The organism is Neptuniibacter sp. QD37_6, from assembly GCF_047778085.1.
In the GTDB taxonomy this organism is placed as follows: domain Bacteria; phylum Pseudomonadota; class Gammaproteobacteria; order Pseudomonadales; family Balneatricaceae; genus Neptuniibacter.
Map to the genome: position 1 here is coordinate 3,175,032 of NZ_CP180550.1, position 23,044 is coordinate 3,198,075.

Sequence of the window (23,044 nt, forward strand, 5' to 3'; positions counted from 1 at the left end):
GGAAAAATCAGGGCGGCAATTCTACGCGAATTTGCCGCCCTAATAAAGCAATTTCGTTTAATAAATGCGCAATAATTACATGCGTGGGAAGCCGCCAGGACCACCCATGCCGCCCATACCACCTGGGCCACCACCCATTCCTGGTGGTAGCATGCCTTTCATACCACGCATCATTTTCGCCATACCGCCTTTGCCGCTGAACTTTTTCATCATTTTCGACATCTGCTTATGCTGTTTAAGCAGGCGGTTAACATCTTGCACCTGTGTACCAGAACCCATCGCGATACGCTTTTTACGGGAGCCAGAAATAATATCAGGCTTACGACGTTCCATCGGCGTCATTGAGTTAATAATCGCTTCCATCTGGTGCATACCTTTCTCAGCATTAGCAGCATCGGCCGCTTGCGCCAACTGCCCCATACCCGGCAGTTTATCTAGCATGCCCATCATGCCGCCCATATTCTTCATCTGAGAGATCTGTTCGCGGAAATCTTCTAGATCAAAACCTTTACCTTTTTTGATCTTCTTAGCGAATTTCTCTGCTTTCTGCTTATCGATCTTCTGTTCAGCTTCTTCGATAAGAGAAAGTACGTCACCCATACCTAAGATACGGGAAGCGATACGATCAGGGTGGAATGGTTCTAAAGCGTCAACTTTTTCACCTACACCCAAGAATTTGATTGGCTTACCTGTGATCTGACGAACAGAAAGCGCAGCACCACCACGGGCATCACCATCTGTTTTTGTTAGAACCACACCGGTCAGCGGTAATACTTCATTAAACGCTTTGGCAGTATTCGCCGCATCCTGACCTGTCATTGCATCGACAACAAACAGGGTTTCGATAGGGTTAACCGCTTCATGCAAGCGCTTAATTTCACCCATCATATCTTCATCGACGTGCAAACGACCTGCAGTATCAAGAAGAACAACATCATGATGCTGAATACGCGCATGGGCAATTGCAGCATTCGCGATATCAACTGGATCTTGCTCAGCCGTTGATTGGAAGAAATCTACCTGCACTTCACCCGCTAGTGTTTCTAACTGTTTGATCGCAGCTGGACGATAGATGTCAGCAGAAACGACCAAAACCTTTTTCTTTTCACGCTCACGCAGGTGACGACCAAGTTTAGCTACAGAAGTGGTTTTACCCGCACCCTGAAGACCAGCCATCATCACAACCGCTGGAGGCTTAGCCGCTAGGTTCAGCTGTTCATTAGCCTCACCCATAACCTTGACCATCTCTTCATTGACGATCTTCACAAAGACCTGACCTGGCGTCAGACTCTTGGTTACTTCGGTACCTACCGCGCGCTCTTTAACGCTGTTTACGAACTCTTTAACAACAGGCAGCGCCACGTCTGCTTCCAGCAGCGCCATACGCACTTCACGCAATGTGCCCTTAATATTGTCTTCTGTCAGTTTCGCCTGACCCGTGACTGAACGTAGCGTATGCGTAAGTCGTTCTGTTAAATTCTCAAACATGTCCTGCCCCACACTTCCTCTACACAGACAGCCCTCTAGGGCCCATTAATTAGAGGAAATCGATAAACTTGGATTAATAATCGCAGTATTATACCGCACTCCAAGCATCCTTAGCAGCCCCTCTTCTTTTATCCTTCTCTTATCTGTGACAAACTAAGGCTCGATTTACACTCCACCCTGTAAACACTGTTCTCCAGGAACACTGGACAGAAGAGACGAAGATGTTATCCATTTCTACATTAGTTGCCGTTCTGCTTTACTCAACCGCAGGTTTTTTACAATGGCAAATAATGCGCGGAGACCGCAAACAATCTCGCTCTATCAACCAATCCCTTGGCCTTGCAGGTCTTGTGGCGCATACAGCAGCGATTTTTTTGGTTCTACACCAACCCGGTGGAATCAATCTCAGCCTATTTAGCGTTGGCTCCCTAATCTCTTGGCTTGTAGCGGGTTTAGTATTACTCAGTAGCTTACGTCAGAGTATCGACAACCTCTTTATCGCTGTATTCCCAATGGCCGCCATGACGGTATTAGCCACTTGGATTGCCGGTGTCGGCGAGGGCAAAGCCTACGATGCTGGATTGATCCTCCATATACTGCTATCTATCTTGGCTTATAGCATCTTCACCATTGCAACAATTCAAGCCATTTTGCTTTCACGCCAAGTTTCAGCACTTAAGCATCATCACACACGCGGTTTAGTGTCCTCATTGCCACCATTACAAACAATGGAACGCCTATTGTTTGAGATGCTGTGGACAGGACTTACGCTACTAACTGCAGCACTTGTCACTGGTTTTATCTTCTTTGAAGACCTATTTGCTCAGCATCTAGTGCATAAAACCGTGCTTTCCCTGATTGCCTGGGGGCTCTATGCCATCTTGCTATTTGGCCGAAATAGTTTTGGCTGGAGAATAAATGCAGCCATCCGCTGGACAATCACAAGTTTTGTGATTCTGGCGATTGGTTTCTTTGGTAGCAAAGCCGTAATGGAATGGTTTATCTGATATCCAGATAAAAGCACGTATTAATCGAGAGTATGGCTTGACACTCTATTAGCCACATTTAAAAATATCCCTCCATTACTAATATAGGCATACCGTCTTGGAAGACGCATCGATAAGCTTTCTCTTGGGAGTCCTTGGCTTCCTGATCCTTTGTTCCGCTTTTTTCTCTAGTTCCGAAACAGGCATGATGTCGCTCAACCGATATCGCCTAAAACACTTAGTTAAGAAAAAGCACAGCGCCGCTATTCGCGTCAGCAAGCTCCTTGCTCGACCAGATCGCCTGATTGGCGTTATTCTGATCGGTAACAACTTTGTAAACATCCTTGCTTCGGCTATTGCCACCGTCATCTGTGTTCGCCTATGGGGCGACGCCGGCATTATGGTTGCCACCTTCGGCTTAACTGTATTGATCCTAATCTTTGCAGAAGTATCACCTAAGACGATGGCTGCGATTCACCCTGAAAAGATCGCTTTTCCTGCCTCTTTAGTTCTAGCGCCGCTTTTAAAACTGATCTATCCACTTGTATGGATCATCAACGGTATTACTAACAATTTCCTTAAGCTATTTGGCGTAAATGTAACCGGCGATAACAGTCATCACCTCAGCACTGAAGAACTGCGTACACTGGTACACGAAGCAGGCGCACTACTTCCGCAAAACAACCAGAACATGCTTCTTGGTGTCTTAGAACTATCAGAAGTAACTGTTAATGATGTCATGGTGCCACGTAACGAGGTACTGGGCATCGACCTAGATGATGACCTTGATACGATTATCGCGCAGTTAAGCCGTACCGAGCATACTCGCCTACCTGTCTATCAAGGTGAGCTAAACAAGGTTGTTGGCCTACTGCACATGCGCAACCTAGCGCAGGTTTTCCACAGCGGCACAGTAACTAAGGCAGCGATCCTTCAAGTAATCAGAGAGCCTTACTTTATTCCGGAAAGCACCCCTTTGCAGACGCAACTGCTGCATTTCCAATCTCAAAATCGCCGCATCGGCATGGTGGTTGATGAGTATGGTGACGTACAAGGTATTGTGACACTGGAAGACATTCTAGAAGAGATTGTGGGTGAGTTGTCCTCGAACAACAAAGAAGCCGATCAAGATATCTTTTTGCAGGAAGACGGTAGCTACTTTGTCGATGGCACCGCTTATATCCGTGATGTAAACAAAGCGCTGGATTGGGAACTGCCAACTGATGGCCCGAAAACTATGAACGGCCTGATTACAGAAACATTGGAATCGATTCCTGATGCTAACGTTTGTCTGCAGTTGGAACACTACCGCATAGAAACACTACAAGTCAGCGACAATGTGATTAAAACCGCTCGCATTATCGCCCTACCTAAACCGGTAGAAGAATAGAGTTCAGAAGACCGACTCCCTTGGTAACTGTTTTACTAAAGGGAGTCATTTAACCGAGCGTCTAACTAAGTTTGGATTGAACGCTATCAACCTTATCCTGCATCGTTTGCTCTCTATCTGTACGCGTACCTAAGCGCATTGATGTCGTTATTCTCGGCGCGCCCATCTCATGCACAGCTTCATGACAACGCTTTACCGCCAACATCACCTGATCCCAGTCACCTTCCACATTAGTGCCATACGCATGCATCTGATGACTTAGACCTGCCTCATCAAAAATCGTCTGACAAGCCGCCACATATTCAGATACTGAAACACCGACACCTAAAGGGACGATGCAGATATCAATCATAACCTTCACGTTGGATTACTCCGGCAACTGACCTTGCTCACGCAACTTAATTTTTTCCCAAACAGCGCGCTTTTCGTCATTTGAATAAACACCCCATTCAGCAATCTCGATACCACTTCGCTGACAGGCGATACATAAGTCATTTTCATCAAGCGCACAAACACCTACACAAGGGTTTGGCACAGGTTTGTTCTCTTGCTCGGTCATACTTCTACTTCTGAACGGTTAATTCTTTCTTAAATCGACGCATATTTTCGACGTAGTGAAGCGCATTCTGCCTAATACCTTCCACCTGCTCGTCACTCAATCTACGTTTGATAACAGCAGGCGAGCCCACCACAAGGGAGTTATCCGGTATTTCCATCCCCTCCGGTACCAATGTTTTAGCACCGATCAAGCAACCTTTACCAATTTTGGCTCCGTTCAAGACAACAGCACCGATACCGATAAGCGAGCCATCACCCACTTCACAGCCATGAAGCATCGCCATATGCCCAACAGACACATCACGCCCTATGCTCATTGGGAAGCCACTATCGGTATGCAACACCGAACCATCCTGAATATTACTTCCTTCACCGATAACGATAGGATCATTATCTCCCCGGATAACAACGTTAAACCAGATAGAAACACGATCATGCAGCTCTACATTGCCGATAACAGTCGCATTATCCGCAACAAAGTGCTCTTCACCTACTAACGAAACAGCTTGCTCACCTAACGAATACAACATAGTCCCCCTCAAGACCCACTGGTGAAATGACGAACTTTATGTTCAGGCCGAGGCTTCATTGGAATATTTGCCCCACAGCCTTCATTTAATAACTCTGCCAACATATAGGCAGTTAAGCCCCAAATGATATGACCATTAAACTCCCATGCTGGCACATAGATACTTTGATTTTTAAAACGTATCTCATCCGTTGCATAACGGTTATCCGCAAGAAAAAAACTCAACGGCACAGTAAATATCTCATCGAGTTCGGCGGGATTTGCAGTAAATTCAATATCTGACGGAATCACGCCTACCCAGGGGGTCACCTGCAAGCCATGTTTAGATCTCACCTGCCCCAATTGCCCAATGACATCAACATGCTCAGGCGCTAAACCAATCTCCTCTTCAGCTTCACGCAAGGCGGTAAAGAGCAGATCCGTATCAGTATCATCATATTTACCGCCTGGGAATGCTATTTCGCCACTATGAGATGACAGGGTTGCCGAGCGCTTGGTCAACACAACATGAGGGTCGTCATGATCAGTCAAAGCGATCAACACACTGGCTTTAGGCGATGTGTCTGGCAAGCTGCGTGGTTTAAACCCCACTAAGCGCTCGCGAATAATTGTGAGCATAAGCGTATCTTTTAAAACTGAAGCTCTGCTTAGATTAAAAATTATTATATAGCTTAATAGTAACAGAGCTATTGAGTGAACAGCCAAGAGAAACTTGGCTCTCGCTTTTTAACCTCATGGTGATAATCTAGGCTACTCATGCATTTCTTGCCTTTAGATAGATGGACTAACCTAGGTTAATTGAATGAACTACTGCCCAAACTGTGCCGGCACACTTACTTTCAGCGTTCCTGAAGGGGATCACCTTCCTAGGTATATCTGTAATAACTGCAACACTATCCATTACTCAAACCCAAAGGTCATTACCGGCTGCGTGCCGATCTTCCAAGATAAAGTCTTGCTGTGCAAACGCGCCATTGAGCCTCGCAAAGGCTTTTGGACCTTGCCTGCTGGGTTTATGGAGAACAATGAGTCCACTTTAGAAGGTGCGATGAGAGAGACCCTTGAAGAGGCAAATGCGGAGGTTAAGATTAGTCATCTCTACACAATAACCTCAATCGTGCATGTAAATCAGGTACAGATGCTCTATCTAGCTTATATGGACAAACCGGAGTATTCGATCAGTTCAGAATCATTGGAAGTTGAACTGTTTAGTGAAGAAGAGATCCCTTGGGATGAGCTTGCATTCCCAACCATCAAGAAGGCACTAACTTATTACTTTGCCGATCGTAAAAACAACCACTTTCCTTTACGTGAAAATGTTGTAAACCGCTCTATGCAGCAGCCCAAAGAAGCGGTTTAACACGACCTAATTTCTAACTAAAATAACGCTCAGTTACTGCATCGGCGGGGATCGGCTTCTCGTAATAGTAACCTTGCCCTTCCATACAGCCTGCCTGAGCGAGGAACTCAGCCTGCTCGGCTGTTTCAATACCTTCCGCAACTGTAATCAAGCCAAAGTGACTCGCCACATCGATAATTGCAGCACTAATTGCAGCATCATCAGGGTTACCTGGCAGATCATCAATAAAGGCACGGTCAATCTTCAGCTGATCTAGATTGAAACGTTTCAGATACGCCATACTGGAGTATCCCGTACCAAAATCATCCAATGACAGCTGTACACCTAGCGCTTTGAGGTCGTGTAACAACTGTGTAGTTTTATCCTGATCATGCATCAAAGTACTTTCTGTGATTTCTAGCACCAATGAGGCAGACTCAATCCCCGACTGCATCAATGCCTCCTTCACCTCTTCCACCAATTCAGGTCTAAATTGACGGACAGAAACGTTCACAGACATGGTAAACGGCTGATCAGATTGTTTACCCCACTCAGCCGCTTGCTGACAAGCTTGCTGAAGCACCCAGCCACCAATAGGCAGAATCAAACCTGTTTCCTCAGCGAGCGGGATAAAGTTATTTGGTGAAACCAAACCTAAATTAGGATGCTGCCAACGAATAAGCGCCTCACAACCAGCTAAAGAGCCATCAGATAGATTTACTTGCGGCTGGTAATAAAGTTCAAACTCCTGATGTTCAATCGCTTTACGTAGAGCAATCTCAACCTGTAGACGCTCAGAAGCGCGTCGATTCATTTCAGCTGTGTAGAACTGATAATTATTGCGCCCCTGATTTTTAGCAAAGTGTACTGCAGCGTCCGCATTACGCAGCAATTGATCGAAGTCATCTCCGTCATCTGGGAATACTGAAATACCTATACTTGGTGTAATCATCAAATGACTGTCGCTTTGCAAAGGCTCTGATATTTTGTGAATAATGCGTTCACATAAATTCGCTGCCTGCTCTAAATTCTTCAAATTAGGCAAAAGGACACTGAATTCATCTCCGCCCAAGCGACTCACTGTATCGCCTTCACGCACTTCATGCTGAATGCGTTCCGCGACCATTTGAAGTATCTCATCACCAAAACGATGCCCAAGGCTATCATTGATATTTTTAAAGTTATCTAGATCAATATACAAAAGCGCAAAACGCTGTTTTGTCGCTCGACAGCTCAAAGAAATCGTTTGATCAACCCGATAACCTAACAATCGTCTGTTTGGTAAATTAGTCAAAGAATCATAATCAGATAAGTAACGCAGCTTATCCTCTGCTTCTTTACGCTCCGTCAGATCAGTAATAGCTGCGATATAGTTCTGAACTTCACCTTGCTCATTGTGAGATGCACGAATAGAAAGCCACTGCGGGAATATCTCGCCATTCTTGCGACGATTCCAGATATCACCGCCCCAAGCGCCTTTGGCGTCAATCTCCTCCCACATCTCCTTATAGAAGTCGGCACTATGTTGACCAGACTGCATTAAGCGCGGATTTCGCCCTATCACTTCATCGGCTGAATATCCCGTTATATCAACAAAAGCATCATTAACCGCTAAGAGGCGACAATCAGCATCCGTCACCATAATCCCCTCACTGGCGTTATCAAAAACGCGAGAGGCCAAAAGGAGTGCTTTTTGTTTATTTTCAATTTCGTTCTGGTATTTACCAAATTGTCGGTTCAACCAACCAGAGAAAACAAACGTCAGCGACAGTGTGGCGCACGTAGCTAAAAACAGGAAAGTATAGATTTGCGCGCGATCCTGGCGCATGGTCTTTTCAACCAGTTCCTTCTGTTTTTCCATCAACTTTTTAATGTCATCCGGATAGAAACCACCGACTAAAACCCAACCTAAATCAGGGACAGTTTCTACCAATGATATTTTCGGGTGAGGCCCCTCGCCGTTAGGGTAATACCATTCATATTCGATAAAACCGCCGCCGTTTTCTGCCGTCTCATAGATAAGCTCTAAAACTTTACGCTCTTTTGTACTCACTTTATCAGAGGGGTTATCCCCAGTTAGCGAACTTAAGCCAGCAGTCGATAACAAATTCCCCTCAGTATCAAACACCGCGAGATAGCCATTTTCACCGAAACGAATGGTCTCCAAACGCTTTAAAGCTTCTTCTTTAAGATCATTCTCTATTTGATAGAGGTAATCACCCGCCCCAATAATCCATCGATAGGGCTCGAATGATTTTACAAAAGCGATCTTCTCCGTCATCTGAGTCTGATTGTGAGGAGGGTACCAACGATAACGAGAGAACCCCTCTTTCTCTTGATTCTCTACAGCGTCCAATAAACCACGCATAATGTAATGCCCGGTATCATCCTGATTATCATACAGGGAGCGTCCTTCAACACCCGGTGAAGTCGGCAGTAAGATACAGATTCCTTGATCATCATCGATAAAGATATAACCACGACCATTAAAGAAACGCAGGTCACGCAAAGTTTCACGGATTAACGCTTTAACTTCTGTTTCAGGTCGTAAAGGGGATTCGCGGTCATAGATGGTTTGTGCGATCGTATGTGCTTTAAGAACTTCTTCACGAGATTTTTCTTTAAGAACAGCCTCTGCTTGGGCCACCATATACTGGATATAGTCTTTTGCACTATCGATTTCAGTAATTAGGTGCTCTCGCCCTTTATCCATAAACTCCTTCTCTAAAGAAGCTAGGCGATACTCACTATCTCGTTGGTTTTTGTATAAAAAATGTGTGGCAACAGCTGCTAATAGCATGACTGCTATGGCAACTGATCCCCAAAGGAGGTAACGCGGCAGTACACCTACGTTAGGGGCTGTCATTGAGGAAAACCTCTATACATCCGACAGAGGATAGAAGCCGCATCCCCTTCCCCATCACGATAGAACATAAACACTGCAGACATCCGATATCTGAACCAATACAAACAAAAAGATCCGACCCACTACTTTAACAGGTTCAATCAAGAAACAGACCATTCATCCGGTCAAAAAATTGATCTGCATCAAACTACCATAATTTATAGCCTACAACAAAGAACAGAAGCTTAAAATTAGACCAGTACAGATGTGGGCTAACGCAGATTTAGCTTAGTGTTTATTTCATCCATATAGCGCCGATAATCAGGGCTATCAGTACGGCTATAGTTAAGATTTCGGAACAACCCTGTCAGGGTTACAAAATAATCTCTCACCGCAACCTTATCATTAAACTCTTGCTCGGATGCCAGTGCTGTTCTTAAGAGAGTAAACAACGCTTGTTGGCGTTCTATGGGTGCCGAGATATCAACCTCATCAAATGCATCTTGCTGCAAATAAACCTGATCTAAGCAGATAGATTTGTGGTAAAGAATATAGTCCTGCAGAGTAACGCCCTCTTCACCCGTTACCTGCATCATCTGTTGAACCTTTTCACCTTGATCGAGCAATAGCTGCATCTCTTTCACTTGAGACACCCAATCCGCTCCTAAATGCTCGGCATACCAATCGGCGAGTTGGTCAAGGTAACGAGACCATGAGATCAACGGATCTACTGCGGGATAAGCTCGCTTATATGCCCTTTCGGCACTCAGACCTAAAAAAGTTTTAACGGTACGCAGCGTCGATTGGGTAACGGGCTCTTCAAAATTACCCCCAGCTGGGGAAACAGTTCCAATCAGGGTAAGACTCCCCATATCTCCGGCATTGTTTTCGATCAAACCTGCACGTTCGTAAAGTGCGCGTACAGCAGAATCTAAGTACGCAGGAAATGCTTCCTCACCCGGAATCTCCTCTAAACGTCCAGAAGTTTCTCGCATGGCTTGAGCCCAACGAGACGTAGAATCAGCAATGAGCAACACGTTATAGCCCATCTGGCGATAGTATTCAGAGATAGTAATCCCTGTATAGATCGATGCTTCACGAGCCGCCACAGGCATAGATGAGGTATTACAAATAATCACTGTACGATCCATCAAGGTTCCTCCTTTTGGATCCGGCATATTTGGAAACTCAGTGATAGTTTCCACCACCTCACCAGCACGCTCACCACAGGCCACAATCACCACGATATCAACGTCCGAGAAACGCGATATCAAACTCTGCAAGACGGTTTTACCCGCGCCAAAAGGCCCCGGAATACAAGCCGTTCCACCTCTTGCAACAGGGAAGAAGGTATCGATAAGGCGGATAGAAGTAAGCAGTGGTTCTTGAGGATAATGACGTTTACTGCTTCCTGACCGAAGCAAGGGCTCACTCACTGGCACACGCACCGGCCACTTTTGCTGCATAGTGACCTCTATTTCATTGCCTTGCTCAAGGCGTAGACGTGCAACCGGCGTCGTAACCGTGAAACTTCCTTCCTGAATCCAGCTGATTTCAGCCTCTCCATAGAGGTTAAACGGCGCCATGATCCGATGTTTAAATCGCCCTTCCTGAACATTGCCGATCAAATCACCTGCTTTGACTCGATCGCCAACCTTAACACTTGGCTGGAACGCCCAATGCTGCAGTTGATCGATCCCTTCAACTTCCAAACCTCGAGGCAGGAAGAAGCCATGCTGCGCAGCAATGATCTCTAGAGGGTTTTGCAAACCATCATAAACTTGCCCCAATAACCCAGGCCCGAGCGCAACCGAAAGCATTTCGCCACTTTGCCTAACCGGATCACCAACAGCCACACCACGGGTATTTTCAAACACTTGAACATCCGCTTCCCCGTGACGCACTCGAAGCACTTCCGCTTGCAAAAATTCCTGTCGTCCATCCACAGCAGTACGCACAGGGCAGATATACACCACTTCATTTTTCAGAATGGGATAAAACACACCTTCATCATCTTTACCCAGTTCGATGGTGACGATGTCATCTCGTACCGCAACAACCTGAGCTGTAATCTTTTGATTCACTAGGCTTCCCCCTGAGCTAACTGCTGCTCTAGGCCTGTAATTTTCAATAGCTGTAAATTTGCCCGATTAAATTCTGTGAAAGCGGTTTCAGCATCATAATTTAGGTGACGCTCTGCGAGACTCCAACGCAGCACAAAGCACGCTAGCGCTTCAAAACTAAACCCATTTTGTTTCTCACATAGCGCTAAATCTTGCCACAACCACTGGTTTAACGTTTGCTCCACCAGCATTGCATCCTCTTTAGCTAAAGCTCGCTGTAAAGGTTGTAGCTGTGGACACACGTCCTCTAAACCAAATCCGGGTTCAAACCAATGTCTACGAATACGCGGCAACCATCGGCCTACACCATAAAACAACGCCGAATTTTCCATACCTGCGGCACGACTGCGTAAAGCCGCCAACAGTGTTCTTAATTCAAAATGAAACAAAATCCGCTGACGTAGCACGTCGCTATTTACCTGATCGAGTTGATTTGCCCACTGGTACACAACCTCTTTATCCGTCAAGCCTCGCAACCTCTTCTCATCGGGATAATAAAGGCACTCAATCAAGGCTAACTGCTGTCGATCGACATCACTCAGCATGGTTAAGCGTTGATCTAGCGCTATGCGTGACAACGGCATCTGCTGACACTGTTCTAGATCAGGCAGCCATGGTAACGCAGTAATTAAGGTGTAATAGTCCGACACTAGCGAATCACTCCCTCAATGATCGCTCTAAATCGGGGCTGAAGATGTTTTAACAACAATTTGGATATAGCTTCACTACTCAGATCAACTTCCACCTCTTCTCCTTGCAAACGAACACGGATTCCTTTGCCTTGGTGAAGGTCAAAACTGACCCCACCCCGCATCTGCTCAGCCGCAAGAGACTGAACAAACTGACTTAATATTCCCTCTCTATACTCCTTGGGGTTTCTGCGTAATTCATCCAAGCCGATGTAATCATCAGGCAGGAGCAGCTCGATTTCAGAGGCATCTGCGATGCCGTGATCATGACTTGCTTTAGCCACGAGAGATAGAATCAAGCTACGCATAAACTCAGCATTATCCATCTGCTGTGCAACCAAACGTTCCACTTGATCAGTAAAAGAATGAGATAAGGTTTCTCTGACCTCCAAATGCATATCGCGAGCAGCGATCCTTAATGCGTCTTCGCCAGACTGCTGCAGCTTTTCAGCTTCTTTGCGTGCCTTGCTAACAATCTGCTCTGCTTCTTGCTTGGCTTGCGATAACAGCCAATCCGCACGATGTTCAGCTTCTTCAACCAAGGCCTCAGCCTCATGCTGTCCCTTTTCCACACCCTGCTGGCGTAACTTTTCGATCAACTCTTCAACACCTGAAGATGCATGAGTTTTATGTTCATTACTCATCAACACTCCCCCATTACAAAGGCACGCCTGCACTAATAACCAGCGCAAAAATAAATGCGAAGACTGCAAAACCTTCTACAATTGCAGCGGGCGCTAACGACATACCAAATATCTCAGGACGTATTTTGGAGACATTAATCGCAGAAGCACAGCAACGCCCCTGCCAAGCAGCACTAAACAGCAAGGCCAAACCACATAAAAGGCCAATGGCAGCCAAGCCCGGTGCGTTATCGATAGTTATCTCTCGATTCAACGCAAACATCACCACGATGCCGTAGATAGATTGCGACGATGGCATCGCAGCCACACCGATATAACGACCATGACCTGTTTCGGTTTCTAGCAGTGCACCACAGGCAGCTTGACCTGCCTGCGCACAACCAATCATGCTACCGATTGCACCCAACGCCATTGGGCCATATAGACCAGCCCAACCTAAAGCAATAATCAGGTTATCCAAGGCGAAACCTCCCGTTTAGCAAACGGCTGAAAAGCATAGCCTTCATCCGCAAGACTCCAGTTATAAAATTCGATTAAATTCAGACGCAAACCGTGAATCACGCCACTGATCACAGTGAGAACAAAATTGAGAAGATGACCCACCAGCAAGATAAGTACTTTAAATAACAGGCCAATTGCAGGCAGAGCCGCCGCAACATCAGTAGCCAGTTGATTAAAGGTCATCGCCAAAGAAGCACTGGCCAATCCCAAAGCAAAAAGACGCAGATAACTGAGAACATCACCAAAAATTTTGGTTATCCCAGCAAGGGCTAACACACCATCGAAGAACCGACCCACGCTCCATTCTGACTTTTCACTTGAGAAAAGCAGAACCAGTGATAGGCAAGCTGTCAATAACAACCAATGTAAAAACTCAAATCCAGCGATCCAGCCCCACAGCGCTACGGTAACCGAGCCTGCCCAGCCTAAGGCTGCATACATTCGGGTACTGCCGCGTCTAACCCAAGCCATCATCAGGTTTGCCAAAATAAGATGTACAGCCCCTACGGATATTGAGAGCAACATCATGCTGTCAAAATCATTCAGATCCATCAGCTTCCAACCTTGCAACCAAACAAAGGGGGCCTGAGCACCGAAGTAGCTTCCCACCAACACACCCCAAACGAAGCCGGCGACAGACAGAGCTACGCCCATTGCTCGTAAACGTAGCCCCGTTTCTGTACGTTCCATATCACGCCAGTAAAACAGCAGTATCGCCGCTAACAAAAGCGAATAACCCGCATCGGACATGATCAACGCAAAAAAGCTAACAAAAGAAAAGAACACCACCCGCGAAGGATCCCAGCTACGGTAACCAGGCATTTGGAAGAAATGCACAACTTCTTCACCTCCGGCGACGGAGGTTGGATTCTGCAAAAGTGTCGGGGGCAACTCATCAGACTTAGGCACTTCAAGCTGGAGCACCATACTGTGCAGATCAGCAAAGTGCTGTAACGACGCTATATTGTCATCAGCCACCCACCCCTGAATCGCAAAGATTTCATCACGGTCTAAGGTCTGACCGGATATCTCTGCCAGTTGTGCATCATCCTCAGTCCCCGCAATGGAGCGCTGCAGAAGATAGATCCAACGGGTGAGCGCTTCACGTTCAGCTTCAACAGTTTCCAGCTCAACCTCGATATCTTCCAACTCACGTTGCAACTGCTCGAGCGGAATTGCTCCGGTATGAGTTCGAGTCACTGGCATAGCGTTTAACGGCGGCTCTGTTTCTGAAATAACCGTGATATAACAATAGCGATTATCTCGATGCACGCTTTGCCAAGGTAGCTCTGTTTTTACTACCTCTTTCATCTTGTAGTTCGGCACAAGATAAAACCACAAACGACGACCGTATAACTCGCCTTCCTCAGGCAGGATAAAACTACCCCAAGGCTTGAGATCTTTTATGCGTTTACGCAAAAAATCATGCCGCTCCACCAATTTCAGACGCAAGCTACGGTTTTGATCAACTTTGTCTGTGACCTCTAGCAGATCAAAATGACGTTCACTGACTACCTGCTTACGCTTTTGCTTAGAATTCAGCAGATAGTGCAACACGCCATGGAGCTGTTCAGGGCTCACTTGATGCTCAAGCTTCACTTGGGATTTTTGCGGCGCAAGCAAAGGAATAACATGTATGACTCCCAAGGTTTGCAGAGCATCGAGGATGGATGCCTTTTCCTCTGTTAAACCAACTAAGGTCGCTTTCTTAAGAGACTGAATACTCATAACTGCAGCCTCCGGCGTTTGTTTTTCGCAATTTTGGCGCGCACAACTCCTGCACGCTCTGCATCGGATAAAGCGATACGGATTTTTCGGATATTTTTTTCAGTTTGCGGTATTAAAACTTTATCGAATAGGTTCAAACGCTGAGTCGTTTTCTGTAACCCCGTTTCCAAAATCTGCAATCGCTGTAAGTAGATTCGGATCTCCACCTCCAGCTTGAGTGTCTGCTCCTGTAGCCAGAAAACCGTATCGACCCAATGAGGCAATACCAAGCGAGAGTATTCAGATAACTCAACTTCAAACACAGCCAGCTCTGGCAGCTCCAGCCCCACTAAATTGCTGTACTTCACCTCAACCTTTTGAACCTGTAACAACTGGCTTAGCTCAATCTTCGCACTCGCTAACATTGGCAGAGTTTCAGACACACACAAGTGAAGTTCATTTAACTTTTGTTGATTAGCTTGCAGGAGCTGCCGGGTTTCTTGCCTCGCAGCCAGAAGCTGTTTGCGCTTTAAATCTAAGGCGGGCACGAACTGACGAAACGCTTTTAAACGTCCGCCTTCGCGATTTAATGTGGACTTATTGAGTGCCAGCTTAGCCACAATCCATCCTTAAACTTGAGCCAAGTTTTGCGCAGGAAAATACTTATCCACCAACGCCTGCTTCATCAACAGCTCTTGTGACTGAAAGCACTCCGCCAGTGTCTGCCAACACTGATCTAATGCCTGCTCTAACGGCATAGTGACATGAATATCCATAAACCGATCGCTGAACAGCTCACCGAATTTAAGTAAGCGTTCGTCATACTCACTTAGCTCAAACGACATCGCCTGCTTCTGCGCTGCATCCTGAGATTCCGCATACAAGCGCACCATAGTGTTCATGATCTGACTATGATCTTCTCGCGTGACTTTGCCAATCACATGCTGCTTTAAGCGCGAAAGCGAGCCGAAGGGATCAATCACACCATCATGCAGATAGAACTGACCTTCGGTGATATAGCCGGTGTTATCTGGCACGGGGTGGGTAACGTCGTCACCCGGCATCGTTGTAACCGACAGAATGGTTACGGAACCTGCGCCTTTATAATCGCAGGCTTTTTCATAACGCCGCGCTAGTTGCGAGTAGAGATCACCGATGTAACCCCGGTTTGATGGCACATGCTCCATAGAGATCCCTACCTCTTTGAGTGCATCAGCATAAGCGGTCATATCAGTAAGCAGCACCAGCACCCGCTTACCTTCTTCAACAGCAAAACGCTCAGCCACCGCTAATGCCATATCTGGAACCAGCAAACCTTCTACGGTAGGATCCGATCCCTGATGAACAAACATCACCGTTCGCGCTAGCACACCTGCGTCCTCAAAGGCCTGACGAAAGAAGTAGTAATCATCAAACACTAAGCCGATACCACCGAAAATTACGACATCCGCATCAGCATGCGTTCCGATCTGCGCTAACAGCTGGTTATAAGGCTCTCCCGCTACGGAAAAAATGGGGATTTTTTGACTCTCAACCAGACAGTTAAACACATCAATCATCGGCACATCGGTACGAATCATATGTGATGCCAATACACGTCTAGCAGGGTTTACTGTGGGACCATCGATCTCAATTTTAGGCTCTTCTGTTAGCATTGGACCATTATCGATTGCCCGTCCAGTACCTGAGAAAGCACGCCCTAAAATATTTGGAGAGAAAGTCACTTCCATCGAGCGACCTAGGAAGCGAACCACCGAATGAGTTGATAGCCCTTTGGTACCCGTGAAGACCTGAAGGGAGACCTCCTCACGATCAAGCAAAATGACTTGGGCCAAATTAGCTTCAGCGCCGTCATGTTTGTCATTTTCGATTAAAGCCAGATCACCAAAACAGATAGACGAAGCACCCTCTGTTAGCGGCACATGCACTTTAACTATGTCACCAACAATTTCCAGAATACGAGAGTAACGTACCAATAACTGCGTCACTTCTACCTCCCTGTCATTCGGTTATAACTTTAAAATTCTTCTAAGCGCCAAACGTCGTAGGCAGGTTCTTCATAAGGGTGAGCCGATTTCATTGCATTGACAGCCTGATGTATCAACTCATCGCTGCACACCAATTCAACCTTCCACTCCGCGACTGTTTCAACATTACCTAAGCGCCCTATATGCGGATCACTACCCTCTAAAGGGCGAAACTGGCCTTGGCCAAGCACTTGCCAACAGCAACAATCATAGTTACCAATTCGTCCTGCACCTGTCGCGAAAACAGCCGCTTTGACCTGTTCCAAGTTTTCATCAGGAACAAAGAAACTTAGTTTATACACCGAAGCTTTACCGTTTTATTTAACTGTTCAACCATGTTGGGTATCTGCGCAGCTATACAATCAGATACTGATGCCATAGTCTCAGTTTGACCTAGTTGAACCAGAAACAAACTGATCTGTGGCAAGGATTGTTTGAGTTTAAGCAACAACTGCCAACTCTCTGAGATACCCAAAGTATGACTACTTACTGGCGCATTTTGCATATGCAAAAACCCAGACCCATCCTCAATATACCTGTACTCACCTGCTTTTTGCTCCATTTCACAGGCATCAATCACAATCACCTGATCAAACTGAGGCAATAGCGTCACTAAAGAGTGGGCAGGACTGGTTAATTTTTCGCAGATAACGCCCTCAGGGAGTAAGCCTTGTAGAGCATCCACCAACACCCAACCGATTTGATCATCGCCATGCGAAGAGCCCAAACCAAATATTGCTAACTTCAAGGTTTACGCTCCGTGGTCAGTTTTAGAAAATGGGTTGCGCAGGAGATACAGGGGTCATAATTACGAATGACCTTTTCACTGTGTAAGCGCAACAGGTCATCGGGTTGATCTAAGCCAAATTCGCTCAGGGAAAACAGCAGATCTTGTTCAATCCGCGCTTGGTTTTGACTGGTCGGCGGGACAATTTTTGCCTCTCTGATCAAACCATTCTGATCCACTGAATATCGGTGCCAAAGCAAACCACGCGGCGCTTCACTCCAGCCATACCCAGTGCCCACTTGCGGATTAACTTCAACTGCGCTTCTTTCAGGTGACTCATACGTTTCCAACAACGTAATCGCTTCATCCAAAGCAAAACAGATCTCCACACCACGCGCTAACATGCTATGAAACATATTCAGACTCGGAAAAGGGTTGCCCAATTTATGGAGTAGCTTTTGTAGAAAATCAGGCAGCTGTTGATGATTTAGATTGATCCTTGCTAGAGGACCGACCAGATAGTCCTGTCCACTTAGGTGACTCCACAACGCGGTCGAGTGTGGCGACTGGCTCTCTGTAAAGTAGGTTTCATATTGGTCCTCAGGGATATTCAATCCTGAGCTACTAACGAGACGGCCTTCACCGAGCGGATAGCCATCCGCTGTTAACGAAACAGAATTAAAAGCCTGAGGATGATCAGGAACCTCCACCTCAGCTAACCATTCCAGCATTGCTATGGCCTGAGGCAATATCTCATTGAGATGCTGTTTAAGTGCTTGCGCTTCGGCTACCAAAGGAGCTTTATGAAAACCACCCACTTTAATGCCGACTGGGTGTACCGAACGCCCCCCCAAGAAACGCATAATGCGGTTACCGGCGTCTTGGATCGCAAATCCCCTTCGCACCTCATCGGGGTATTCCCCTGCTAATTCCAAGGCTGAGTTATGTCCAAAATAGTCCGGCAACGCGAGGAGATGGATATGCAAGCCATGACTTTGCAACCACTCGCCCAGATAGAGCAAACGCCGCATATCCTTTATCCACGGGGTTAGCTGCACCTGAAATAGAGACTCCAAAGCATTCACCGCGCTGATTTGATAAGCCACCGGACAGATTCCACAGATGCGCGCCACGATATCCGGAACCTCAGAAAAGTGGCGTCCTTCTAGAAACTTCTCAAAAAAGCGTGGCGGTTCATAAATTTTAAACTGCAGATGCTGCAACTTACCTTGCTCAATCTTGAGATGGAGCGCCCCCTCTCCCTCTACACGGGCAAGTGAGGGCACATCAATCTGAATCTTACGTTCAGTCATTCAGCTCTCCTTTGCCACTACTTATAACTGCCTCCCCCAAACCCAGACAAGGATCAGGATGAATCAATTGAAAACGCCGACAGACTTCTGCATCAACAAGGCCCAAACCAGATAGGCGACGCGCCATCGCTGAATGATGGGACAGTTCTGCTTCGCCATAACAGCCATAACATGCCCGACCAAATTTGGGACAGAGTGCGCCGCACCCCAATCTTGTCACCGGCCCCAGACAAGGCTCACCAGCAGTGACTAAAGTGCAGACCTGACCTGAGCGTTTACACTCGATACAGAGTTTTTCGCGTTCATCCTGAGGCATTGCCCCCTCAAGCATTAAACTGATCGCCGTTGAGATTTGGCGGCTATTGATCGGGCAACCCCAAAGTTCAAAATCAACTTTCACATGATCTTTGATTGGCTCTGAACGCTCTAAACTGTCGATAAATTCAGGCTGTGGGTAAATAGCTTCCGGCCAAGTTTCTGGCGCTTGTGCTAAGTTTTTCAGTGCTTGAATTCCACCTGAAGTCGCACAAGCCCCCATAGTAATAAGGTACCGGCTATTTTTGCGGATCTGTTGAATTCGCTCAGTATCATGCAGGGTCACAATACTGCCTTCGATAAACGCAATATCGACCTCTGCGTTTTCATCCAAAACACCCGCTTCGGCAAAGTGCTTAATCTCAACCCGAGTGGCTAACGTAATCAATGCCTCCCCCATATTGAGAAGAGCGAGTTGGCAACCATCACAGGAACTAAACTTATGCACAGCAATACTCGGTTTAGAGTTCATCACACGCCCTCCCTACCTAAACGATCGTTTACAGCAGGGTAAGAAAATACCGGGCCATCTTTGCAGATAAAATCAGCCCCAAATTGACAATGACCACAATGCCCAATGGCACACTGCATATTTCGCTCTAAACTGAGAAAAATCTGAGCTGGGTCTATCCCCAAACCAATAAGCTTTTCCGCGGCGGCATGCATCATCCCCTCAGGGCCACAAATCATCGCCAATGCATTACGTGGATCAACCGTCACTTGATCAAGCAGCTCAGTGATACGCCCTTTATGGAATGGCCACGCCGGTCCTGATTCATCCGCTGCAAGAAACACTTCAACATTCTCAAGCTGACGCCACCGATCGTAGCGCTCACTCCAGATAAGGTCATTGCTGTGCTTAACGCCTTGAACAATACTCAGGCGTCGATAGTGATCTCGTCGTTTAAGCGCATAATTGATTGCAGCTACGACTGGTGCACAACCTAATCCACCAGTAACAATCAGAAGATCCTTATTTTTTGCGTCTGGCAGAGGCCAACCACGCCCGAATGGACCTCGTAGACCAATTTGATCTCCCTGTTTTAATTTCGCTAAACCTTGGGTAACCCGCCCGACAATCCTAATAGTGTGATCAATGACTCCTTCATCCTTAGGATCAGAAACGATCGAGATTGGCACCTCACCCACACCGAAAAGGTAAAGCATATTGAACTGTCCCGGTTCAAACTTATAGGCCTCTCGCTCTGCGAGGTCAGCCAACTGCAACCTAAGCGTAAAGATCGTTTTAGATTCATAAATAACATCAGTAACAGTTGCAACCATAGGTTTCTGATAGAAAGCATTCATTTTTTGCCTCCTGATATCAGATTCGCTTCTGCTACAAAATCTATCTCTGCAGGGCACCAGGTCATACAGCGACCACAGCCGGTACAGCCTGATCGGCCATATTGGGCCTGCCAAGTATCTAGCTTATGGATCATCCACTGTTGGTAGCGCTGCTTAATCGTTTCTCTAACTTGGAACCCCGCAAGTTGCCCATGAGATTCTCCAAAACAGCTATCCCACTCTCTGACATGCTCGCTCTCAGCACCATTAAGTTGTGGTTCTTCATGCTGTCGATGGCAGAAACAGGTGGGACAAACCATAGTGCAGTTACCGCAAGCAAGGCATCGCTCGGCAACATCATCCCATTGCGGATGATCTCTTCTGCTTTGCAGATCGTCTTTAGCGATAATATTGAGTGATCGGGTTTGTTGTTGCTCAGCTGCTTGAATCTGCTCTTTGGCGGTATCGGTCATCGCTTCAGTCACTTCCTGCAGCGGCAACTGATCAACTATGGCCAAACCTTTGTCAGAGCCCGATTGAATAAGGAAACCATCTTCTAATTCAGTTAGAAGAATATCGTGAGCTTGCCTAACTTCAGGGCCATCACCGGTAGAGACACAGAAACAGGTTTCTGCTGAGACGTTGCAATTAACAGCAATCAAGAAAAGCCCTTGCCGCTTTGCTTGGTAACCGGGGTCAACAAAATCACCTTCTAGAAAATGCTGATCCTGCAGTTTCAACGCGGCAAGGTCACAAGCTTTTACCCCTATGATCGCAACTTTATCTTGCGCTTGTTTAGGCACCAAAAATTGTAAATGACCATCATCACCACGCTTTGCTTGCCAGATGACTTCTCGAGTAGGATACAACAGAGGCTTCAGTGCCGAAGGCCCATTCGCCCAATTAAACTGACGTGGAGAATCACTGTGCTTGAGTCTATACCGCCCCGGAACCTGTTGATCTGTCCACCCTTGCGGCAGATCACTAACAGATTGGAGATCATCAAAAACAATCGCGCCATCGCGAACTTGAGGACCATGTAGCCGAAAACCTTGCTGCAGCAACAGCGCAAACAGCTCAGCTAAATCCTTCCTCATGAGAAAAGCAGATTGAGAAATCGCCATTCACTCCCCCTCCCTTACTCTTTTAATATTAGCCTAAACTACTAGACAAGCTTCGCGATTTTGGGCGGTTTCTGTCTTCAATTACGCGACCATAAATGACACTATGGAAAGGTGCGCTAACCCAGACATTAATTGCATCTATTTTGAGTTTAGATATGAAAGTTCTTGTCGTTGAAGACAGCCAGATGGTCAGCCGTGTATTACAACGGCTCTTTCTAACATCAGACCTTCCACTGGAAGTTGTCTTCTGTGAAAGCCTCCTTCAGGCTCAAGAAAAGGTCGATCTTTACGAAGATATTTTTGCTGCACTGGTTGATCTAAATCTTCCAGATGCACCCAATGGTGAAATTGTAGACTTTATTCTCGCTCAAAATATTCCAACGATTGTTCTAACCGGCAGTTATGACGATGATAAACGTGAATCCTTGCTTCAAAGGGGAGTCGTGGACTATATAATCAAGGAGAGTCGTTTCTCTTATGAATATGCCGTCCAGTTAGTTCACCGATTACTAAAAAACCAAGCAATCAAGGTTCTATTAGTAGAAGACTCTTCGTCCTATCGACTCTTGGTACGTAAACAGCTCGAAAAGCACCTCTATCAAGTAATTGAAGCCTGCGATGGACAAGAGGGGCTAGAAAAGCTCAAGCAAGACCCAGAAATAAAGCTCATTCTTACCGATTACGAAATGCCCAATATGAATGGCATTGAGTTAGTACAAAATATTCGCCGGGATTACGAAACGTCCGAACTCAAAATCATCGGTTTATCTGCAGCTGACAGCCCAGCCCTTTCAGCAAAATTTATTAAAAGTGGCGCGAATGATTTTTTAACAAAGCCATTTAATTATGAAGAGCTCCACTGCCGAGTGATGCATAACATCGAGCAGATGGAGTTAGTAGCTCAGATCCAAGACGCTGCTAACCGTGACTTTCTTACCGGTTTACATAACCGTAGATACCTGTTCGAACAGGCTGAAAAACAACTAGGCCCATCGCAAAACAAAGCTTGTTTAGCCATGCTGGATTTAGACTTCTTTAAACGGATCAATGATGACTTTGGCCATGACGCTGGAGACTCTGTACTCACGCAGCTAGCCAATCTGTTAAGAAATACTTTTAACCGCTTTCTACACGCGCGTATTGGTGGTGAAGAGTTCTGCATTCTTCTTAACGGCTTAAATCAAGAACAAGCTGAACTGCTTATGCAGCATTTCTGTAAGCTAGTAAATGACACGGCGTTTACCTATAAAGACCAAACCCTACCAGTGACCGTCAGTATTGGTCTAGTTGAGCGCGAACTGGATAATTTCAGCCAGATGCTGAACCGGGCTGACGAGATGCTGTACAAGGCAAAAGAGGCCGGCAGAAACAATGTATGCAGTGAATAGCTCGCTGTAACGCACAGAAAAAAAACCAACAAAAAAGCCGCTATATTAGCGGCTTTTTTCTAGC

The 23,044-nt window shown here is 46.3% G+C and carries 23 protein-coding genes; 4 read left to right on the forward strand and 19 right to left on the reverse strand.

Features of this window, described 5'->3' with window-relative positions:
• Positions 1-75 precede the first annotated feature (75 nt).
• Positions 76-1,488 (reverse strand): signal recognition particle protein, encoded by a 1,413-nt coding sequence (gene ffh / locus ACMXYO_RS15190; RefSeq protein ID WP_415885965.1) that lies wholly within the window; start codon positions 1,486-1,488, stop codon positions 76-78.
• Between the two features lie 221 nt (positions 1,489-1,709).
• Here ffh and ACMXYO_RS15195 point away from each other — a divergent pair, with 221 nt between their 5' ends.
• Both ACMXYO_RS15195 and ACMXYO_RS15200 read left to right on the forward strand, forming a co-directional pair.
• Positions 1,710-2,495: an inner membrane protein YpjD gene (locus ACMXYO_RS15195; protein WP_415885967.1), complete on the forward strand. Its 786-nt coding sequence runs from the start codon at positions 1,710-1,712 to the stop codon at positions 2,493-2,495.
• Between the two features lie 97 nt (positions 2,496-2,592).
• A complete protein-coding gene (locus ACMXYO_RS15200; RefSeq protein WP_415882558.1) occupies positions 2,593-3,864 on the forward strand; it encodes an HlyC/CorC family transporter in 1,272 nt (423 codons plus the stop codon).
• A gap of 61 nt (positions 3,865-3,925) precedes the next feature.
• Here the strand turns inward: ACMXYO_RS15200 and ACMXYO_RS15205 are convergent, their stop codons facing one another.
• The 4 genes from ACMXYO_RS15205 to ACMXYO_RS15220 are packed head-to-tail and all read right to left on the reverse strand — an operon-like array spanning position 3,926 to position 5,569.
• Complete coding sequence (locus tag ACMXYO_RS15205) at positions 3,926-4,225, reverse strand: MTH1187 family thiamine-binding protein (protein WP_415885969.1); 300 nt, start codon at positions 4,223-4,225, stop codon at positions 3,926-3,928.
• Between the two features lie 6 nt (positions 4,226-4,231).
• Complete coding sequence (locus ACMXYO_RS15210) at positions 4,232-4,423, reverse strand: DUF1289 domain-containing protein (protein WP_415885970.1); 192 nt, start codon at positions 4,421-4,423, stop codon at positions 4,232-4,234.
• 4 nt (positions 4,424-4,427) lie between these two features.
• Entirely contained in the window at positions 4,428-4,952 is a 525-nt protein-coding gene (locus ACMXYO_RS15215; RefSeq protein WP_415885971.1) for a gamma carbonic anhydrase family protein, read from the reverse strand.
• An 8-nt stretch (positions 4,953-4,960) separates the two neighbouring features.
• Positions 4,961-5,569 carry a CoA pyrophosphatase gene (locus ACMXYO_RS15220; RefSeq protein ID WP_415885972.1) on the reverse strand — a complete coding sequence of 203 codons (609 nt, stop codon included), beginning with the start codon at positions 5,567-5,569 and terminating at the stop codon, positions 4,961-4,963.
• A gap of 184 nt (positions 5,570-5,753) precedes the next feature.
• Between ACMXYO_RS15220 and ACMXYO_RS15225 the strand changes: the two genes are divergently transcribed.
• On the forward strand, positions 5,754-6,311 hold the full coding sequence (locus ACMXYO_RS15225) for an NUDIX hydrolase (protein WP_415885974.1): 558 nt from the start codon (positions 5,754-5,756) through the stop codon (positions 6,309-6,311).
• Between the two features lie 13 nt (positions 6,312-6,324).
• Here the strand turns inward: ACMXYO_RS15225 and ACMXYO_RS15230 are convergent, their stop codons facing one another.
• The 14 genes from ACMXYO_RS15230 to ACMXYO_RS15295 form a co-directional block, all read right to left on the reverse strand.
• Positions 6,325-9,156 carry a cache domain-containing protein gene (locus ACMXYO_RS15230; protein WP_415885976.1) on the reverse strand — a complete coding sequence of 944 codons (2,832 nt, stop codon included), beginning with the start codon at positions 9,154-9,156 and terminating at the stop codon, positions 6,325-6,327.
• Between the two features lie 251 nt (positions 9,157-9,407).
• A complete protein-coding gene (locus ACMXYO_RS15235) occupies positions 9,408-11,219 on the reverse strand; it encodes a V-type ATP synthase subunit A (protein ID WP_415885977.1) in 1,812 nt (603 codons plus the stop codon).
• Positions 11,219-11,908 (reverse strand): DUF2764 family protein, encoded by a 690-nt coding sequence (locus ACMXYO_RS15240; RefSeq protein WP_415885978.1) that lies wholly within the window; start codon positions 11,906-11,908, stop codon positions 11,219-11,221. Before ACMXYO_RS15240 ends, ACMXYO_RS15235 begins: the two co-directional genes overlap by 1 nt.
• Entirely contained in the window at positions 11,908-12,591 is a 684-nt protein-coding gene (locus tag ACMXYO_RS15245) for an ATPase (protein ID WP_415885979.1), read from the reverse strand. Before ACMXYO_RS15245 ends, ACMXYO_RS15240 begins: the two co-directional genes overlap by 1 nt.
• A 13-nt stretch (positions 12,592-12,604) precedes the next feature.
• Positions 12,605-13,051, reverse strand: coding sequence for an ATP synthase subunit C (locus tag ACMXYO_RS15250; protein ID WP_415882568.1), 447 nt, complete (start codon positions 13,049-13,051; stop codon positions 12,605-12,607).
• Positions 13,039-14,820: a V-type ATP synthase subunit I gene (locus ACMXYO_RS15255; protein ID WP_415885980.1), complete on the reverse strand. Its 1,782-nt coding sequence runs from the start codon at positions 14,818-14,820 to the stop codon at positions 13,039-13,041. The genes ACMXYO_RS15250 and ACMXYO_RS15255 overlap by 13 nt, the downstream gene beginning before the upstream one ends.
• Complete coding sequence (locus ACMXYO_RS15260) at positions 14,817-15,419, reverse strand: V-type ATP synthase subunit D (RefSeq protein ID WP_415885982.1); 603 nt, start codon at positions 15,417-15,419, stop codon at positions 14,817-14,819. The genes ACMXYO_RS15255 and ACMXYO_RS15260 overlap by 4 nt, the downstream gene beginning before the upstream one ends.
• A 9-nt stretch (positions 15,420-15,428) precedes the next feature.
• Positions 15,429-16,787 carry a V-type ATP synthase subunit B gene (locus ACMXYO_RS15265; protein ID WP_415885983.1) on the reverse strand — a complete coding sequence of 453 codons (1,359 nt, stop codon included), beginning with the start codon at positions 16,785-16,787 and terminating at the stop codon, positions 15,429-15,431.
• A gap of 29 nt (positions 16,788-16,816) precedes the next feature.
• Positions 16,817-17,128 carry an NGG1p interacting factor NIF3 gene (locus ACMXYO_RS15270; RefSeq protein WP_415885984.1) on the reverse strand — a complete coding sequence of 104 codons (312 nt, stop codon included), beginning with the start codon at positions 17,126-17,128 and terminating at the stop codon, positions 16,817-16,819.
• On the reverse strand, positions 17,116-17,574 hold the full coding sequence (locus ACMXYO_RS15275) for a hydrogenase maturation protease (RefSeq protein ID WP_415885986.1): 459 nt from the start codon (positions 17,572-17,574) through the stop codon (positions 17,116-17,118). The genes ACMXYO_RS15270 and ACMXYO_RS15275 overlap by 13 nt, the downstream gene beginning before the upstream one ends.
• A complete protein-coding gene (locus ACMXYO_RS15280) occupies positions 17,571-18,866 on the reverse strand; it encodes a Ni/Fe hydrogenase subunit alpha (protein ID WP_415885988.1) in 1,296 nt (431 codons plus the stop codon). Before ACMXYO_RS15280 ends, ACMXYO_RS15275 begins: the two co-directional genes overlap by 4 nt.
• Positions 18,859-19,653 (reverse strand): sulfhydrogenase subunit delta, encoded by a 795-nt coding sequence (locus ACMXYO_RS15285; RefSeq protein WP_415888114.1) that lies wholly within the window; start codon positions 19,651-19,653, stop codon positions 18,859-18,861. The genes ACMXYO_RS15280 and ACMXYO_RS15285 overlap by 8 nt, the downstream gene beginning before the upstream one ends.
• Positions 19,653-20,489 (reverse strand): FAD/NAD(P)-binding protein, encoded by an 837-nt coding sequence (locus ACMXYO_RS15290; RefSeq protein ID WP_415885989.1) that lies wholly within the window; start codon positions 20,487-20,489, stop codon positions 19,653-19,655. Before ACMXYO_RS15290 ends, ACMXYO_RS15285 begins: the two co-directional genes overlap by 1 nt.
• Entirely contained in the window at positions 20,486-21,592 is a 1,107-nt protein-coding gene (locus tag ACMXYO_RS15295) for a 4Fe-4S dicluster domain-containing protein (protein WP_415885990.1), read from the reverse strand. Before ACMXYO_RS15295 ends, ACMXYO_RS15290 begins: the two co-directional genes overlap by 4 nt.
• Positions 21,593-21,687: 95 nt before the next feature.
• On the opposite strand from ACMXYO_RS15295, the gene ACMXYO_RS15300 reads away from it, so the two are divergent.
• Complete coding sequence (locus tag ACMXYO_RS15300; protein WP_415885991.1) at positions 21,688-22,980, forward strand: diguanylate cyclase; 1,293 nt, start codon at positions 21,688-21,690, stop codon at positions 22,978-22,980.
• The last annotated feature ends 64 nt before the right edge of the window (positions 22,981-23,044 follow it).

Bases quoted from the DNA above. Each gene is read 5' to 3' on its own strand.
- ACMXYO_RS15290 (WP_415885989.1), bottom strand. From the start codon at position 20,489: ATGAATGCTTTCTATCAGAAACCTATGGTTGCAACTGTTACTGATGTT.
- ffh (WP_415885965.1), bottom strand. From the start codon at position 1,488: ATGTTTGAGAATTTAACAGAACGACTTACGCATACGCTACGTTCAGTC.
- ACMXYO_RS15220 (WP_415885972.1), bottom strand. From the start codon at position 5,569: ATGCTCACAATTATTCGCGAGCGCTTAGTGGGGTTTAAACCACGCAGC.
- ACMXYO_RS15230 (WP_415885976.1), bottom strand. From the start codon at position 9,156: ATGACAGCCCCTAACGTAGGTGTACTGCCGCGTTACCTCCTTTGGGGA.
- ACMXYO_RS15195 (WP_415885967.1), top strand. From the start codon at position 1,710: ATGTTATCCATTTCTACATTAGTTGCCGTTCTGCTTTACTCAACCGCA.
- ACMXYO_RS15285 (WP_415888114.1), bottom strand. From the start codon at position 19,653: ATGAACTCTAAACCGAGTATTGCTGTGCATAAGTTTAGTTCCTGTGAT.
- ACMXYO_RS15210 (WP_415885970.1), bottom strand. From the start codon at position 4,423: ATGACCGAGCAAGAGAACAAACCTGTGCCAAACCCTTGTGTAGGTGTT.
- ACMXYO_RS15215 (WP_415885971.1), bottom strand. From the start codon at position 4,952: ATGTTGTATTCGTTAGGTGAGCAAGCTGTTTCGTTAGTAGGTGAAGAG.
- ACMXYO_RS15245 (WP_415885979.1), bottom strand. From the start codon at position 12,591: ATGAGTAATGAACATAAAACTCATGCATCTTCAGGTGTTGAAGAGTTG.
- ACMXYO_RS15225 (WP_415885974.1), top strand. From the start codon at position 5,754: ATGAACTACTGCCCAAACTGTGCCGGCACACTTACTTTCAGCGTTCCT.
- ACMXYO_RS15295 (WP_415885990.1), bottom strand. From the start codon at position 21,592: ATGGCGATTTCTCAATCTGCTTTTCTCATGAGGAAGGATTTAGCTGAG.
- ACMXYO_RS15280 (WP_415885988.1), bottom strand. From the start codon at position 18,866: ATGACTGAACGTAAGATTCAGATTGATGTGCCCTCACTTGCCCGTGTA.
- ACMXYO_RS15255 (WP_415885980.1), bottom strand. From the start codon at position 14,820: ATGAGTATTCAGTCTCTTAAGAAAGCGACCTTAGTTGGTTTAACAGAG.
- ACMXYO_RS15300 (WP_415885991.1), top strand. From the start codon at position 21,688: ATGACACTATGGAAAGGTGCGCTAACCCAGACATTAATTGCATCTATT.